Here is a 15,085-nt window from a genome sequence, read left to right as displayed (position 1 = left end):
TTTGTCCCAACCTTTTTTTACTCATTTTCTTTTCGTTCTTTCAACCAAGTTTTACGTGTACGCCCAATAAATAATGGAACTGTTTCATGTTTGACTTCACTGTACTCTAAACCAAACCATGTTTCTGGCGATGTTGCATATTTTTTGATAGCGAGTTTTGCTTGCATGATTTGTCGATCCCATTTGTTTAAGGACGTGACATTCGACAACACTTCATCAATCAGAATAAATTGGAAATCGCCCACTTCTCTTCCAGGCGTGAGTGAATAACGTTGTGGTTGTTTTGGCAATCGGCCTTCCTTCATCAAATCGTGAATGATCTGACGGATATAGACATTGATTTCCTGCTCTACACGAAAACCAAGGAACAGTTTTACTTGAACAATGAAATCTGTATCCATCATTTCAATTTGATATTCTTTCGTGTAAGGTTCATCCGTAACTTCTACATGCACAAACCAATAAACAGCTGCACGTTTTGGCCGCTTATCTAAAATCGAATAAACAAATTGTTTTCCAATCTGGTCGTCTTCCATATTAGGAACCAAAAAGACTACATTTGTTTGATAAACAGGTAATGAAGTATCTTTTCTCAATTTTGCTAATTGAGGGATATACTCACGAAGTGGCACATCTTCTGCCACAGACTCTCGAATAATATTTCCTCTTTCCCAGATAAACATGACAGTCAAAATAAGTAAAGCGATCAAGACCGCCACAAAACCACCATGGAAAAACTTCACAATACTTGATAAAAAGAAAACTATTTCAATTGCCCCAAAGAAAAAGGTCACAAGATGCGCCAGCCAATGACTATGTCCACTTTGAATCAAATAAAAATAGAGCAGTGCTGTCGTCATCAACATCGTAACTGTAATTGATAATCCATATGCTGCTTCCATACGATGTGACGTTCTAAAGGTAATCACGATAATCGAACAAGCTAGCCATAGCATAAAGTTTACTGCTGGAATGTACATCTGGCCAATGCTACTTCCGGGATACATAATTTTCAATCTTGGCAATAGTTTCAATTTGATTGCTTCAGAGACTAACGTAAACGAACCTGAAATCAATGCTTGTGAAGCAATTACCGCAGCGACTGTGGCAAATCCAACTCCAAAACCAGTTAAACTATTTGGCATCATTTGGAAAAATGGATTCAGATTTTCAATTTCTTGAATATCTGGATTTTGATAGACATTGATTAACCAAGCTGCTTGTCCAAAGTAATTTAACATCAGGCAAAGCTTAACATATGGCCAGCTCAAACGAATATTCATCTTCCCAACATGACCTAAATCTGAATACAATGCTTCTGCCCCGGTTGTTGCTAAAAAAACATTTCCTAAAATAAATAAACCTAGCCGATTATCTGGACTAAGTAATAACTGAATTGCGTAATAAGGATTGAGTGCACGTAACACTGTCCAGTCTTGACTAAAATTCATGACCCCCATCACGCCCAAAAAAGTAAACCATAAGAACATGATTGGACCAAATGCTTTCCCAACCAATTCGGAACCAAAACGTTGGACCATAAACAAGGACAAGATGATCACTAAAGTAATGATTACAATAATTGTTTGATCATTTCCAAATCGTTCAAAGAACTGTGGGATTCCTCTCAATCCTTCGATTGCGGTTGTAACTGTCACTGCTGGTGTCAATACACCATCAGCAAGTAATGCCGCGCCACCTATCATTGCCGGAATAATTAAATATTTACCGCCTTTTCTCACTAAGGTATACAAGGAAAAGATACCACCTTCTCCATGATTATCCGCATTTAATGCAATCACAACGTATTTAATTGTTGTTAATAAAGTCAATGTCCAAAAAATTAGCGAAACTGCCCCAATGACAAAGTCAGGATTAATTCCCTGCAGCCCTCCGTTATCACCTACAATTGCCTTCATTACATATAATGGGCTAGTTCCGATATCACCGTAAACTACACCCATTGCTACCAAAAGACCTGCAGCTGACAATTTTTTGACATTCTTTTTTGTTGTCAACTTTTCTCCCTCATTTCTGTCCCCAATTAGCATTTAGAAAACAAAATAAAAAAGATTCAAGCAACAGCCAAAACAACTATCACTTGAATCTGATAAAAAGCATCAAACCAGCGATATTTTTGCTCCGCTAGCAACCTAAAATCATTATTTTTACCGTTTATTTCCTAAACTTCCTCTCATTATCTTAGGAAACCTTCTATGTGTCAACCACTTTTAGTAAGTCTTTTAGCTACGAAATAAGCGCTCAATAATAAAGTAATAAATGATTAAGCACAAGATTGCACCAAGCAAAGCTGGAATCAAATAAACGTCTACAACTACTGGGCCAAATTCACCTAAAATCCATTCACCCAACCAACTACCCAGAGCACCTATGACAATATTTCCTGTACAGCCACCAGGAACATCTTTTCCCAAAATGGCTCCGGCTATCATTCCTAATATACCACCAATAATGAGCACACCCAAAAAGCTTAACATGTCACGTCCTCCTCCAGTCTTTCTATAAATGATTTTACGCTTATTCAGTCCGTCTTACCAATGGATAACCTTTTTCTAGTGGAAATTTCACGAGCTATTTTTTCTCACAAAAAAAGCTGAAAGCAGAAACATTTAGAATGTCTCGCTTTCAGCTTTTAACAAATCAATTTTTATTTTGTTTCTTTTGAAGCTTCATCATCGTTCAATAAAACTTTTCTAGATAAGTTTACACGACCTTGTTTGTCGATTTCTGTTACTTTTACAAGAACTTCGTCACCAAGTTTAACGACATCTTCAACATTGTTGACACGTTCGTTTGCTAATTGAGAAATATGAACTAAGCCATCTTTTCCTTTAATTAGGTTAACGAATGCACCAAATTTTTCGATTCGGACAACTTTACCTAAGTAAACTTCGCCAACTTTCACTTCTTTTGTAAGATCTTCGATGATCTTGATTGCTTTTTTGATCATTTCTGAATCAGCAGAGGCAATACTTACTTTACCATCTTGATCAATATCAATTTTAACACCAGTTTCTTCAATGATTCCGTTAATCGTGTCGCCACCTTTACCAATCACATCTTTAATTTTAGAAGGTTCGATTTGAATCATTTCAATTTTCGGTGCGTATTGGCTTAATTCTTCACGTGGTGCAGCAATCGTTGAAGTCAATTCTTCTAAGATTTCCATACGTGCTTGTTTTGCTTGAGCCAATGCTTCTTTTAGAATTTGTTCAGTGATCCCTTGAATCTTGATATCCATTTGTAAAGCAGTGATTCCCTCTTTTGTTCCAGCAACTTTAAAGTCCATGTCGCCAAGGTGATCTTCTAGCCCTTGGATATCTGTTAAGATTGTGTAGTTTTCGCCATCAGAAACAAGTCCCATTGCAATACCAGCAACTGGTGCCTTAATTGGAACACCTGCATCCATCAATGCCAATGTACCTGCACAAATACTTGCTTGAGAAGAAGAACCATTTGATTCTAAAACTTCTGCTACTAAACGAATCGTGTAAGGGAAATCTTCTTCAGCCGGAATAACTTGTGCCAATGCACGTTCACCTAAAGCACCATGTCCAATTTCGCGACGGCCAGGTGAACCTGCACGACCAGTTGAACCAACAGAAAATTGTGGGAAATTATAGTGATGAATGAATCGTTTGCTTACTTCAACCCCTAGGCCATCAATAATTTGATGTTCTCCTAATGGTGCCAGTGTACAAGCAGATAATGCTTGTGTTTGTCCACGAGTAAATAAACCAGAACCATGAACACGTGGTAATAAGCCAACTTCTGAAGCAAGTGGACGAATTTCATCTAATTTACGACCATCTGGACGAATTTTGTCAATCGTGATCAATTCACGAACAACATCTTTTTCTAGGTCTTCTGTAATTTGTTTCACTTCTTTAGCTAAATGTGCTTCATCTTCATGATCCACAAATTTTTCAGCATATGCTTCACGAATATCGATTTTTACTTGTTCGATATTGTCTTCACGCGCAAGTTTTTCTTCCGTCATCACGGCAGTTTTCATTGTTTCGTATGAAGCAGCAAAAATTTCTTTTTTAAGATCTGCATCTACTTGCAATAAAGTAACTTCCATTTTTTCTTTGCCGACAGCTTGAACAATTTCTTCTTGGAAAGCGACTAATTCTTTGATTGCATCAAAACCAAAAAGCAATGCACCAAGCATATCTTCTTCAGAAACTTCTTTAGCGCCACTTTCAACCATGTTAATGGCTTGTTTTGTTCCTGCCACAGAAAGCTCGATATCCGTTTGTTCTGCTTGCTCAACAGTTGGATTCAAGACATACTCGCCATTTACACGACCGACTTCAACCCCTGCAATTGGGCCATCAAAAGGAATATCAGAAATAGATAATGCTAAAGATGAACCTAGCATAGCAGCCATCGCTGGTGAACAATCTGTCTCAACACTCATTACGATATTTGTCACTTGAACTTCATTACGGAAGCCTTCCGCAAACATTGGGCGGATTGGGCGGTCAATCAAACGTGCTGTCAACGTTGCTTCTGTACTTGGACGACCTTCGCGTTTGATGAACCCACCTGGGATTTTACCAGCCGCATACATTTTTTCCTCATAGTTGATTGTTAATGGAAAGAAGTCTGTATCTTTTGCTTCTTTAGAGGCAACTGCCGCACTTAATACCACAGTATCTCCATAACGAACTAAAACAGCTCCATTTGCTTGTTTTGCTAATTGGCCGACTTCTACTTCTAAGGGACGGCCTCCCCACATCATTTTAAATACTTGTTTTTCTGACATAACTTCTCCTTTTCCTTTTCGTGAAAGCAAGACGCTACTAAACAAATGAAAACCGCCAATCCTTTTTAGCCAGTTAGCAACTTTCATTTGGTTAGTAGGAGTCCATCATGCTTGATCACAGTTTCTTTTAGTTTCACAGTAAAAAAAGTGAGATTCATGTGAACCTCACTCTCTTTAAATTAAATTAACGACGTAGACCTAGACGTTGGATCAATTCGCGGTAACGTTGAACGTCAGTTTTACGTAAGTAAGCTAACAAGTTACGACGGTGACCAACTTTTTTCATCAAGCCACGGTATGAATGGTGATCTTTTTTGTGAACACGTGCATGTTCATTCAAGTGATTGATTTCTTCAGTTAATACAGCGATTTGTACTTCTGGAGAACCAGTATCTCCTTCATGGCGTGCATAGTCTTTAATGATTTCGTTTTTACGTTCTTTTGAAATTGCCATTGTTTCCACCTCTTTCGAATATTTCCCTGTGACTGAGTAAAACGTTGGTGATTCGCTTAACCAAGTGACAGGACGTGTGCTTAAACACACAGCTATACTTTACCTGAAATGATGCTATAAATCAAGTAAAGAATCATTAAGAAGAATAGTTTTCAAACAATCTAACTACTACTTTTTTTATTTTATGTTACACTATAGTGCGAAAAGTGACTTGTCTTATTCAAGTCTTAGATGAAAGGAGTCATTTTCCATGATTACAATGGATGATATTATTCGTGAAGGCAATCCAACTTTACGTGAAGTAGCAAGCGAAGTTTCTCTTCCACTTAGTGAGGAAGATATCGCATTAGGAAAAGAAATGATCGAATTTCTAAAAAACAGTCAAGATCCTGTTAAAGCAGAAGAACTAAACTTACGTGGAGGCGTCGGTCTAGCTGCACCTCAATTAGACATTTCAAAACGGATCATTGCCGTTCATGTACCTAGTGCAGATCCCGAAGTAACAGAACCCACTTTAAGTACAGTAATGTATAATCCAAAAATTTTAAGCCACTCTGTTCAAGACGCTTGTCTTGGTGAAGGCGAAGGATGCTTATCTGTCGATCGTGAAGTTCCAGGCTATGTCGTTCGTCATGCAAAAGTAACGATTTCTTATTATGATGCAAACGGACAAAAACAAAAAATTCGTTTAAAAAACTACGAAGCGATTGTTGTTCAACACGAAATCGATCACATCAATGGGGTTATGTTCTATGACCACATCAATGAAGCTAATCCATTTTCGCTTAAAGAAGGCGTGCTTGTCATCGATTAAGGTAGATGATTTAGGTTAGCACTTCTTGGTTCAACAGAAAAAAATATCGTCGAAAAATAAACTCGCCCCCTTCTCATTGGTTGACGAGTTTATTTTTTTGTTTTTTATTCTCAGAAAGAACAAGCTTTCCTACCCCAATTTCGCTTGTTTTCTTACATATCATCCATTCTGCATAAATAAAATGAAAAATATGAAACTTTTTAACAACCTAATTCGTCTATATAAGTAGATGAGAAAGGAGGGTACCCCAGACAAATGGTTTTCGATGGTTGGAAAAGAAGAAAATATATAAAAGCGTTAGAAGAACTGGCGGACACACAGTATGAAAAAATGTATCGTCTGGCCTTTAACTATTCCCATTCAAAGGAAGATGCACTAGATATCATCCAAGAAAGTTTTGAAAAAGCATTGAAAGCTATTCAAAAGAAAAATTTTCAGGAAATCGAAGAATTTAATGGTTGGTTTTTTCGAATCCTCATTTCTGTTTCCATTGATTTTTGGCGAAAAAACAAACGCGAAGCCGAACATCTTGATCAAAGTGAACAGTCATGGTCTTTCTTGAATGACTCGCAACACAGTTATATTGAAATAGAAGAAATCATCAATCAGATCAGCAGTCCTAATCGTGAAATCATCTTATTAAAATTTTTTGAAGGCTTTACCCTCAAAGAGATTTCTGTCATTTTATCGCTAAATGAGAACACGATCAAAACAAAACTATATCGAAGCTTGAATGAATTAAGAAGCAAACTAAAATAATCAAAGGAGAAGATTTCCATGAAAGACTTTGTAAAAACAGTAATCAGAAATTTTTCAAAGCAATATCGTCAGCAAACATTGCCAGAAGACTTACACACACAAGTGACTGATCTCTTTCATAAAGAAAAGAGAAAATATTCTTGGAGACGTTTTCGAAATCATACCGCTCAAAGTGCTTTGGCACTCGCATTAACATTTATACTAGCTGTCAATTTATTTCCGGGCGTTGGTGAAGCTGCTAGTGTCCTTCCCGGTTTCGATAAGTTAGTGCAATTGGTTACGTTGCAAACTTTAACAGCCAAAAAAGAAAATAGCCAGATAGCGATTGATGTACCAAAAATCGAAACAGCTACACCAACAGAAGTTGCCAATGCTTTAAATCAAAAATACCTAAAAGAAGCTCAAGCTGAATTTCAACAAGTCAAAAAACAATTTTTTGATGGCTCGCGTGTTTCTGTTACTGGAGATTTTGAAAAAGTTGTGGATGATTCTCGGTTTTTAGTAGTCAAACGAACATTGACTCAGATTCAAGGAAGTTCTGCCACAACGACCCAATACGATACGATTGATAAAAAGTTGAATGTCGTGGTATCTTTACCATTAATTTTTAAAAATGAAGATTATCTGTCTATCATCAGTGAAGAGATCAAACAACAAATGAATGAACAGATGCAAGCTGACCCAAATCAAATTTATTGGTCTGAAGCAACTGACCAACCAACTGATGTCCAACCATTCAATCAAATCAAGCCAAATCAAACGTTCTATATCAATGCCAAACATCAATTGACTATTACTTTTGCTCAAGGAGAAGTAGCACCTTATTATATGGGAACGCCTGAATTCGTGATTCCAACCAAAATCATCCAACAACAATTAGCTTCACCTAATTATTTAAGTTAAATAATGCTAAAAGTTCGCTTGAAAAATCGACCGAATAGTTGATTTTTCAAGCGAACTTTTTTCATTTTTTAGTCTTCATAAAGGATATGTGCAGCTGACAATGCACGTTTGATTTTTTTTAAAGTAGCTTCATCAGGGTAGCGAATGGTGTGTAAATGAATGCCTGAGGTCAATTCTGATAGTAACGTTGCTTGGCTTTTTTCATAACGTTTCATAAAGGAAGTTATGTCTTGTTTCGTTTTTAAGTGTAACATGCCCACAAGTTCACCATACAGTGGATGTTCTACAATAACATCAATTACTTCCCCCCCGTGTTCAACAATAATTCGCAACTCCTCTTCCGTTTGTTGACGTTCATGTTGTACAGCAATCTTGCTAACAAAACCTGTATTTGTTTCATTTGATTCCAAAATATATCCACGTGCTGTTGCAACCACTTCTTCTCCTGCTGCGCGGAGCAAGGCAATGTCCCCTACGACGATTTGGCGGCTAACACCAAATTTTTTAGCAAACTTGCTTGCACTAACTGGTTTTTCTGCACTTGCCAATGTCTGCATGATTTGTTGCCGACGTAGTTCCCCTTCTACCATCCTTACTCCTCCTCACGCAATTTTAATTGATAATCGCGTGATTGCTTCATTAAGTCGTTATACATAGCTAACGTTGTTTCTTCATAATCTGGATTTTTCACCCATTTTTTTACTTTTTCTAAAACTTCTCGTTCACGTTTCTCATCTAAAATCGCTTGATGAGTTTCTTGTTTCAACTGACTGATTTCGGTAACTACATCCAATCGTTTTTCTAACAACTCAATTAATTTTCGGTCGATAACATCCACTTGCTCACGTAAATTTGCTAATGATGGCGCTGCTTTTTCCACACTAAGCGTTTTGATTACTCGTGCAGGATTCCCCGCAATGACAACATCATCTGGAAAAGATTTTGTTACAACTGAACCAGCACCAACAACAACATTGTTTCCCAAAGTAACACCAGGTGTAACAATGACTCCTCCGCCCAACCATACGTTGTTTCCAATTTTGATTGGTTTTGCATACTCTAAACCACTATTTCTTTTCACTGGATGCAGTGGGTGGGTTGCCGTATACAATTGAACATTCGGTGCGAACATACAATTATCACCAATTTCAATAGTACTTACATCCAAAAAAGTATTATTAAAATTGGCATAAAAGTTTTCGCCAACACAAATATTGTATCCATAATCAAAATTGATTGCTGGTTCAACATAGATGTTTTCGCCCGTTTTACCAAAAGTCTCTTTGACTAATTGTGAGCGAATCGCTGAATCCTCTGATTGGTTAATCAATTTTGCTTGTTCTCGTGCAAAATTTCGATCTGCCACTAATTCAGGATCACCTGCAAAATAAAGTTCACCTGCAATCATTTTTTCTTTTTCTGTTTTAAACTCTGTCATTATTGATCCTCATTTCATGAATTTTTTGAAATACTTTTGCACCATCTTCTTGAATAAATGAATGTTCCATTGAAAGTAAAATTGGTGTTTGATTGATAACGATTATCTTAGAATTTTTTTTCCTGTACTCTATCAGATCACAAAAAGGATGTACTTGAAAACTTGTTCCTACAATAACAACGACATCAGCTTGTTCTACTGCAGAAACTGCTGCTTCAATCGTCGATTGTTGAAATCCTTCACCATATAAAACGATATTTGGTCGAACTTGCCCCCCGCATCCTTGGTGTCTGTCACTTTCTAAATACGTTTGCCACGATACAGCCTCGCCACACTTTCGACAATGACAATGATACAGACTCCCATGAAAATTGACTAATTGCTTGCTTCCTGCTCGCTCGTGTAACCCATCAATATTTTGTGATACAACAGCAACTTGCTTACTTGTTGCTAATTGTGCTATTTCTAAGTGAATGATATTAGGTTCTGCCTGAGGATGATATAGTTTTTTTACAAAAGAATAAAATTTTTCTGGTTCGTGTTCCATTGCTTGAGTACTTAATAAATATTCTGGCTGTTCCAATCCTGCGTAGACACCTTTTAACGAACGATAGTCTGGAACTCCCGAAGGTGTCGAAACCCCTGCTCCTGTTAAAAAAGTTACCGAATGATGGGTTAAAATTTCTTGCGCTACTTTTCTAATTTTTTGATTACTCATCTTCCTCACCTCTTCTCTATTATACCGATTTCAACAAAAAAGAAAGTGAGAGAAACAATTTATTAAAAAATTTATTGCCTATCTGTACAACCAAGCTAAATTTTTCGTTTTGTTAGCCAGACACTTCATTTACCAAAATGTGTGCGTCTTTCATTTACGATTTATGATACTTTATCTGTCATTTGCACTTAGTAAACAATCAAAATTTAGCAGAAAAAGATGCTTAAAAAGTAAAACGATTCCAGTCATTGCGAATTTTATCACAATGACGACTGACAAAGAAATGAAAACGTGCTACAATACAGGCTGTATAAAAGAGAGGTGAATCAATATGGTACCATTTTTCATTTACTGGGGCGTTATTTTAGCATGCATCGCTTGGCTAGCCTTAAGTGTCTTTTTCTCTATCTTCTATTTCGTACGTAAAGAAAACGGCAATCTATGGGCATTCGCGTTATTTAACGTTATTGCTGCAATTGTTTTAGCTATCACATTAGCCGTTTATCGCACATGGGGTTGGGGAATCACACAGTATTCTAGCCTAATTTATCTAGTCTTAGCAATTTATGGTGTAACAGTTATTTTACAAGCAATCTTAGGTCGCGAACCAAAAGCCGCAGCCTAACAGTTAATAAACGATCAATCTAGTTTGACTAACTACAGCAATTTTCGTTTTTTTTGATGATTGCCGTAGTTTCTTTTTTGCTTTTTCACATTCACCAATTGCATAATTATTCTCTTTTTTCGCTACATATCTTTCCCCTTCTTTTCATAAACTCTTTAAATTTATCCAATGTTTTCTATGTTTATCAACAATTTTCAGAAAAATAATGGGAATTGATTGACAAAGCCTTCAGAATAACGTAAACTTCTTTTTGTATAAATAACTGAATACGGGATTACCTCAATCAATGAGGTAGAGGTCGCGAGAATCATTACCCCTGTGGAGTGAAGCAAACATGTTGAAACAGGACTAGGGAGGATCGCCGAAATGTACTCTTTTTTGCTTAAAGTTTACGTTGGGACGCAAGTTAATAGCTTGCGGACTGTCTTAGCAGTGATGCTAAGTTGCGCTATGGTTTGTGAGGGGTTTATCGACCGATAATTTTAACGACCATTTTGTATTTACAAGTTTGATGGTCGTTTTTTTTTTTAGATAAGCAGCTGCAACTCATTGTTCAATCGGACCGCTCGTTCAAGATGTATCAGAAAGAAGAGGAGAAAGAACATGAATAAAAATTTTGTTTCAGTTACCGTATTATTTGCATTTATCTTTTCATTATTTAGCTTAAGCACATCTGGTTTTGCAGACGAAAAAACACCCGACAACGAATTTCGCGTGGGAATGGAGGCTGGTTATGCACCATTCAACTGGTCTCAGCAAACAGATAAGAACGGTGCACTGCCAATTGATGGACAAAAAAGTTTTGCCGGTGGTTATGATGTTCAAATTGCTAAAAAAGTTGCTGACGGCTTAGGCAAAAACTTGGTTATCGTCCAAACAAAATGGGACGGTCTAGCACCTGCCCTACAATCAGGAAAAATTGATGCAATCGTCGCAGGGATGAGCCCAACTGCGGAAAGAAAAAAAGAAATTGATTTTACAGATCCTTACTATGAATCTCAATTAGTTGTCGTAGTAAAAAAAGACAGTAACTTTGCGAATGCAAAAAAATTAGCTGACTTAGAAAATGCAAAAATCACTGCACAACTAAATACGTTCCATTATAGCGTCATCGATCAAATTCCAAACGTTCAAAAACAACAAGCAATGGATAATTTCTCTGCTATGAGAACTGCCTTAGCTTCTGGAATGATCGATGGTTACGTCAGTGAACGTCCTGAAGGAGTTACAGCTACTAGCGTGAATAAAGACTTAAAAATGTTAGAATTCACAGGTGACAATGGTTTTGAAACAAATGCTGAAGATGTTCAAATTGCTATCGGGATGCGCAAAAATGATGGGGATATTCAAAAAGTCAATGAGATTCTTTCAGGTATCTCACAAGATGATCGTACAGCACTGATGGACCAAGCAATCAAAGACCAACCTGCTTCGAGTGATGATGAAGAACAATCTGGCATCTTCACAGACTTTAAAAACATTTGGAATCAATATGGAGAGATGTTTCTCCGTGGGGCAGGCCTTACGTTATTCATCGCATTGATCGGTACAATAGTAGGTACAACTCTTGGCTTACTCATTGGCGTTTTCCGTACCATTCCAGAATCAGACAATAAAGTGACCCGCTTCTTCCAAAAAATCGCTAACGGCTTACTTTCGATTTATATTGAAATTTTCCGTGGCACACCAATGATGGTACAAGCAATGGTTATCTTTTATGGATTGGCCTTAGCATTTGGTATTTCATTGAACCGGACGATTGCTGCATTATTTATTGTTTCGATCAACACAGGTGCTTATATGACAGAAATCGTTCGTGGTGGTATTTTTGCAGTTGATGAAGGACAATTTGAAGCCGCACAAGCCATTGGGATGACACATGGTCAAACGATGCGTAAAGTTGTGATTCCTCAAGTCCTACGAAATATCTTACCGGCAACAGGTAATGAATTTGTAATCAACATTAAAGACACAGCTGTATTGAGTGTAATTGGTGTAGCAGACTTGTTCTTCCAAGGTAATTCTGCTTCTGGGGCAAACTTCCAATTCTTCCAAACCTTTACGATTGTAGGGATTATTTATTTAGTTATGACCTTTACAATTACGAGAATCTTGCGTTTTGTTGAAAAGAAAATCGATGGCCCTTCAGCTTACACAAAAATTGAGGAAGTCGAAAATTCAAACTTGCAAGAATAAGGAGGAAGAAACATGAACGAAACAATTATTGAAATCAACCATTTAAGAAAAAGCTTCGGTGACAACGAAGTATTAAAAGATATCAATGTGACGGTTAATAAAGGTGAAGTTGTAACAATTATCGGATCTTCTGGCTCAGGTAAATCCACTTTATTACGCTGTATCAATCTTCTAGAAAAACCAACAGGTGGGGAAATTATTTATGAAGGCGAAAATGTCTTAACTCCTAAATATAACTTACCTAAGTACCGCACACACTTGGGTATGGTGTTCCAGTCATTTAATTTATTCAATAATATGAATGTTTTAGAAAATTGTATGTCAGGCCAATTGACAGTTTTAAAACGTGACAAAACATCTGCACGAAAAATTGCCATTGAAAATTTAGAAAAAGTTGGTATGGATCGCTATATCGAAGCAAAACCTTCCCAATTATCTGGCGGTCAAAAACAACGTGTTGCTATCGCTCGTGCATTGTCAATGGACCCCGATGTTTTATTATTCGATGAACCAACTTCGGCACTAGATCCAGAAATGGTTGGCGAAGTTCTAAACACTATGAAAGACTTGGCTCACACTGGTTTAACTATGATTATCGTGACACACGAAATGGAATTTGCAAAAGATGTTTCGGATCGTGTCATTTTCATGGATAAAGGAATCATCGCTGAAGAAGGATCACCTGAAGATATCTTCGTTCATCCAAAAGAAGAACGAACAAAAGAATTCTTATCACGTATTTTAAATAAATAAATGAATGTACAAAAAAAAGCTGGGATCAGACAAGATCCTAGCTTTTTTTATTGTCGTCCTTCTATCCAAATTCAAAAATAATTGATTGCCCTATGTTTTCCCTTCTCACAATCCATAAAAATTTTTTTGAATAGCTATTCCCTATTTTTGTGAGGACCTTTGTTTATCCCATGTGCTTTTTTCTATTAATTAGAAAACAAAGTTGTAATTTTCTGAAAATTCTCTTAAACTTAAGGTAATTACTTTTTAGTTAGGATGATTATTTTATGGACGAAAATGAACAAGAATTACAGCGGGGACTTAAGAATCGACATGTCCAACTGATCTCAATTGGAGGAGCGATTGGTACTGGTCTTTTCTTAGGTTCCGGAAAGACGATTCAATTAGCGGGGCCTTCCATTTTACTCGCTTACTTGATCACAGGTTGTATTTGTTTTTTCATTATGCGTGCGCTAGGGGAGTTGCTTTTATCCAATACAAACAATCACTCTTTCTTAGATTTTATTGCTGAGTATCTTGGGAAAAAAGCGGCTTTTGTTACAGGATGGACTTATTGGTTTTGCTGGATTGCAATTGCTATGGCGGATTTAACCGCAATTGGGATGTACGTTCGTTATTGGGCACCTGGTGTTCCTCAGTGGCTTCCAGAACTAGTTGCACTCATTTTACTACTTGCTTTGAATATGGTTGCTGTCTCATTGTTTGGTGAACTGGAATTTTGGTTTGCATTGATCAAAGTGGTCGCCATCATTGCCTTCATTCTTGTTGGTGTCTACATGATTCTCACTCATTATCAAACGAGTGCTGGTCCTGCTGCTATTTCAACTTTATGGTCACATGGAGGATTTTTTCCAAAAGGTGCTAAAGGATTTATTCTTTCTTTTCAAATGGTCACTTTTGCCTTTGCTGGGATTGAACTGGTTGGCTTGGTTGCTGGTGAAACAAAAAATCCAGAAAAAGTTTTGCCAGAAGCAATTAACAATATTCCAATCCGGATCATTTTATTTTATTTAGGATCTCTATTTGTTATCATGTCCATCTATCCTTGGAACAGTCTCAATGCAAATGAAAGTCCGTTTGTAGAAGTTTTTTCTGAGATTGGTATTACGATGGCGGCATCCATTATCAATTTAGTAGTTCTAAGTGCCGCGGCTTCTGCTTGTAACAGTGCGATTTATAGTACTGGACGAATGCTTCGTTCTCTTTCCCAAGAAGGGAGCGCACCTAAACGATTTAAAAAATTAACCACGCATCATGTGCCAGGACAAGCACTAGTCTTTTCGACAATCATTATTTTTATTTCAGTTGTTCTTAACTACATTATGCCTAGTGAGGTCTTTACTTTAGTTAGTAGTATTGCGACCACTTGTTTTCTATTTATCTGGAGCATGCTTGTATACACTCATTTAAAATATCGTCGGAGTATCTTAGGCAAGAAGTCACATTCATTCAAAATGCCTTTTTATCCGATTAGTAACTACCTCGTCTTTGTCTATATGTTATTCGTCTGTGGTGTATTGATCTTAGGTGAAGACACTCGACTAGCATTTTTCTTGACTCCAATTTGGTTTATTGCTTTATTAACCATCTATCATTTGAGATATGAACGAAAAAAATAAAAAAACTCTTTTTC

At 37.0% G+C, this 15,085-nt stretch carries 14 protein-coding genes and 1 riboswitch; of the genes, 7 read left to right on the top strand and 7 right to left on the bottom strand.

Annotated elements, in window-relative coordinates; all coding sequences use genetic code 11:
* Positions 1-17: 17 nt before the first annotated feature.
* The 4 genes from DOK81_RS11845 to rpsO form a co-directional block, all read right to left on the bottom strand.
* Entirely contained in the window at positions 18-1,964 is a 1,947-nt protein-coding gene (locus DOK81_RS11845) for a KUP/HAK/KT family potassium transporter (protein ID WP_242590022.1), read from the bottom strand.
* A gap of 279 nt (positions 1,965-2,243) precedes the next feature.
* Positions 2,244-2,498, bottom strand: coding sequence for a GlsB/YeaQ/YmgE family stress response membrane protein (locus DOK81_RS11840; protein ID WP_206911122.1), 255 nt, complete (start codon positions 2,496-2,498; stop codon positions 2,244-2,246).
* Positions 2,499-2,668: 170 nt separating this feature from the next.
* The gene (gene pnp / locus DOK81_RS11835) at positions 2,669-4,792 is read right to left on the bottom strand and encodes a polyribonucleotide nucleotidyltransferase (RefSeq protein ID WP_206911121.1); all 2,124 of its coding nucleotides are present in this window, start codon (positions 4,790-4,792) and stop codon (positions 2,669-2,671) included.
* 184 nt (positions 4,793-4,976) lie between these two features.
* A complete protein-coding gene (rpsO, locus tag DOK81_RS11830) occupies positions 4,977-5,246 on the bottom strand; it encodes a 30S ribosomal protein S15 (protein ID WP_010734375.1) in 270 nt (89 codons plus the stop codon).
* A gap of 250 nt (positions 5,247-5,496) precedes the next feature.
* Here rpsO and def point away from each other — a divergent pair, with 250 nt between their 5' ends.
* The 3 genes from def (at position 5,497) to DOK81_RS11815 (ending at position 7,722) form a co-directional block, all read left to right on the top strand.
* Positions 5,497-6,060, top strand: coding sequence for a peptide deformylase (gene def, locus DOK81_RS11825; protein WP_206911119.1), 564 nt, complete (start codon positions 5,497-5,499; stop codon positions 6,058-6,060).
* A gap of 255 nt (positions 6,061-6,315) precedes the next feature.
* Positions 6,316-6,819 (top strand): RNA polymerase sigma factor, encoded by a 504-nt coding sequence (locus DOK81_RS11820; protein WP_206911117.1) that lies wholly within the window; start codon positions 6,316-6,318, stop codon positions 6,817-6,819.
* An 18-nt stretch (positions 6,820-6,837) separates the two neighbouring features.
* Positions 6,838-7,722: an RsiV family protein gene (locus DOK81_RS11815; RefSeq protein ID WP_206911115.1), complete on the top strand. Its 885-nt coding sequence runs from the start codon at positions 6,838-6,840 to the stop codon at positions 7,720-7,722.
* Positions 7,723-7,790: 68 nt separating this feature from the next.
* Here DOK81_RS11815 and DOK81_RS11810 read toward each other — a convergent pair whose 3' ends face one another.
* The 3 genes from DOK81_RS11810 to DOK81_RS11800 are packed head-to-tail and all read right to left on the bottom strand — an operon-like array spanning position 7,791 to position 9,878.
* On the bottom strand, positions 7,791-8,312 hold the full coding sequence (locus DOK81_RS11810) for a transcription repressor NadR (protein WP_206911113.1): 522 nt from the start codon (positions 8,310-8,312) through the stop codon (positions 7,791-7,793).
* Between the two features lie 2 nt (positions 8,313-8,314).
* The gene (locus DOK81_RS11805; RefSeq protein ID WP_206911111.1) at positions 8,315-9,160 is read right to left on the bottom strand and encodes a chorismate mutase; all 846 of its coding nucleotides are present in this window, start codon (positions 9,158-9,160) and stop codon (positions 8,315-8,317) included.
* On the bottom strand, positions 9,147-9,878 hold the full coding sequence (locus DOK81_RS11800) for an NAD-dependent protein deacylase (RefSeq protein WP_206911108.1): 732 nt from the start codon (positions 9,876-9,878) through the stop codon (positions 9,147-9,149). The genes DOK81_RS11805 and DOK81_RS11800 overlap by 14 nt, the downstream gene beginning before the upstream one ends.
* Before the next feature lie 331 nt (positions 9,879-10,209).
* Between DOK81_RS11800 and DOK81_RS11795 the strand changes: the two genes are divergently transcribed.
* From DOK81_RS11795 to DOK81_RS11780, 4 genes are all read left to right on the top strand, one after another.
* Positions 10,210-10,503 carry a hypothetical protein gene (locus tag DOK81_RS11795; protein WP_067483415.1) on the top strand — a complete coding sequence of 98 codons (294 nt, stop codon included), beginning with the start codon at positions 10,210-10,212 and terminating at the stop codon, positions 10,501-10,503.
* A gap of 284 nt (positions 10,504-10,787) precedes the next feature.
* Positions 10,788-10,962: riboswitch (Lysine riboswitch) on the top strand.
* Between the two features lie 144 nt (positions 10,963-11,106).
* Positions 11,107-12,699 carry an ABC transporter permease subunit gene (locus DOK81_RS11790; protein ID WP_206911105.1) on the top strand — a complete coding sequence of 531 codons (1,593 nt, stop codon included), beginning with the start codon at positions 11,107-11,109 and terminating at the stop codon, positions 12,697-12,699.
* A 12-nt stretch (positions 12,700-12,711) separates the two neighbouring features.
* The gene (locus tag DOK81_RS11785) at positions 12,712-13,452 is read left to right on the top strand and encodes an amino acid ABC transporter ATP-binding protein (protein WP_206911102.1); all 741 of its coding nucleotides are present in this window, start codon (positions 12,712-12,714) and stop codon (positions 13,450-13,452) included.
* 266 nt (positions 13,453-13,718) lie between these two features.
* Positions 13,719-15,071: an amino acid permease gene (locus DOK81_RS11780; RefSeq protein ID WP_206911100.1), complete on the top strand. Its 1,353-nt coding sequence runs from the start codon at positions 13,719-13,721 to the stop codon at positions 15,069-15,071.
* Positions 15,072-15,085: the final 14 nt, after the last annotated feature.

It is taken from the genome of Enterococcus sp. DIV0660C (genome assembly GCF_017316125.1).
Taxonomy (GTDB): Bacteria; Bacillota; Bacilli; order Lactobacillales; family Enterococcaceae; genus Enterococcus_B.
Note: the sequence above shows the minus strand (reverse complement) of the source record. Positions and strands in the feature narration are given on the sequence as shown.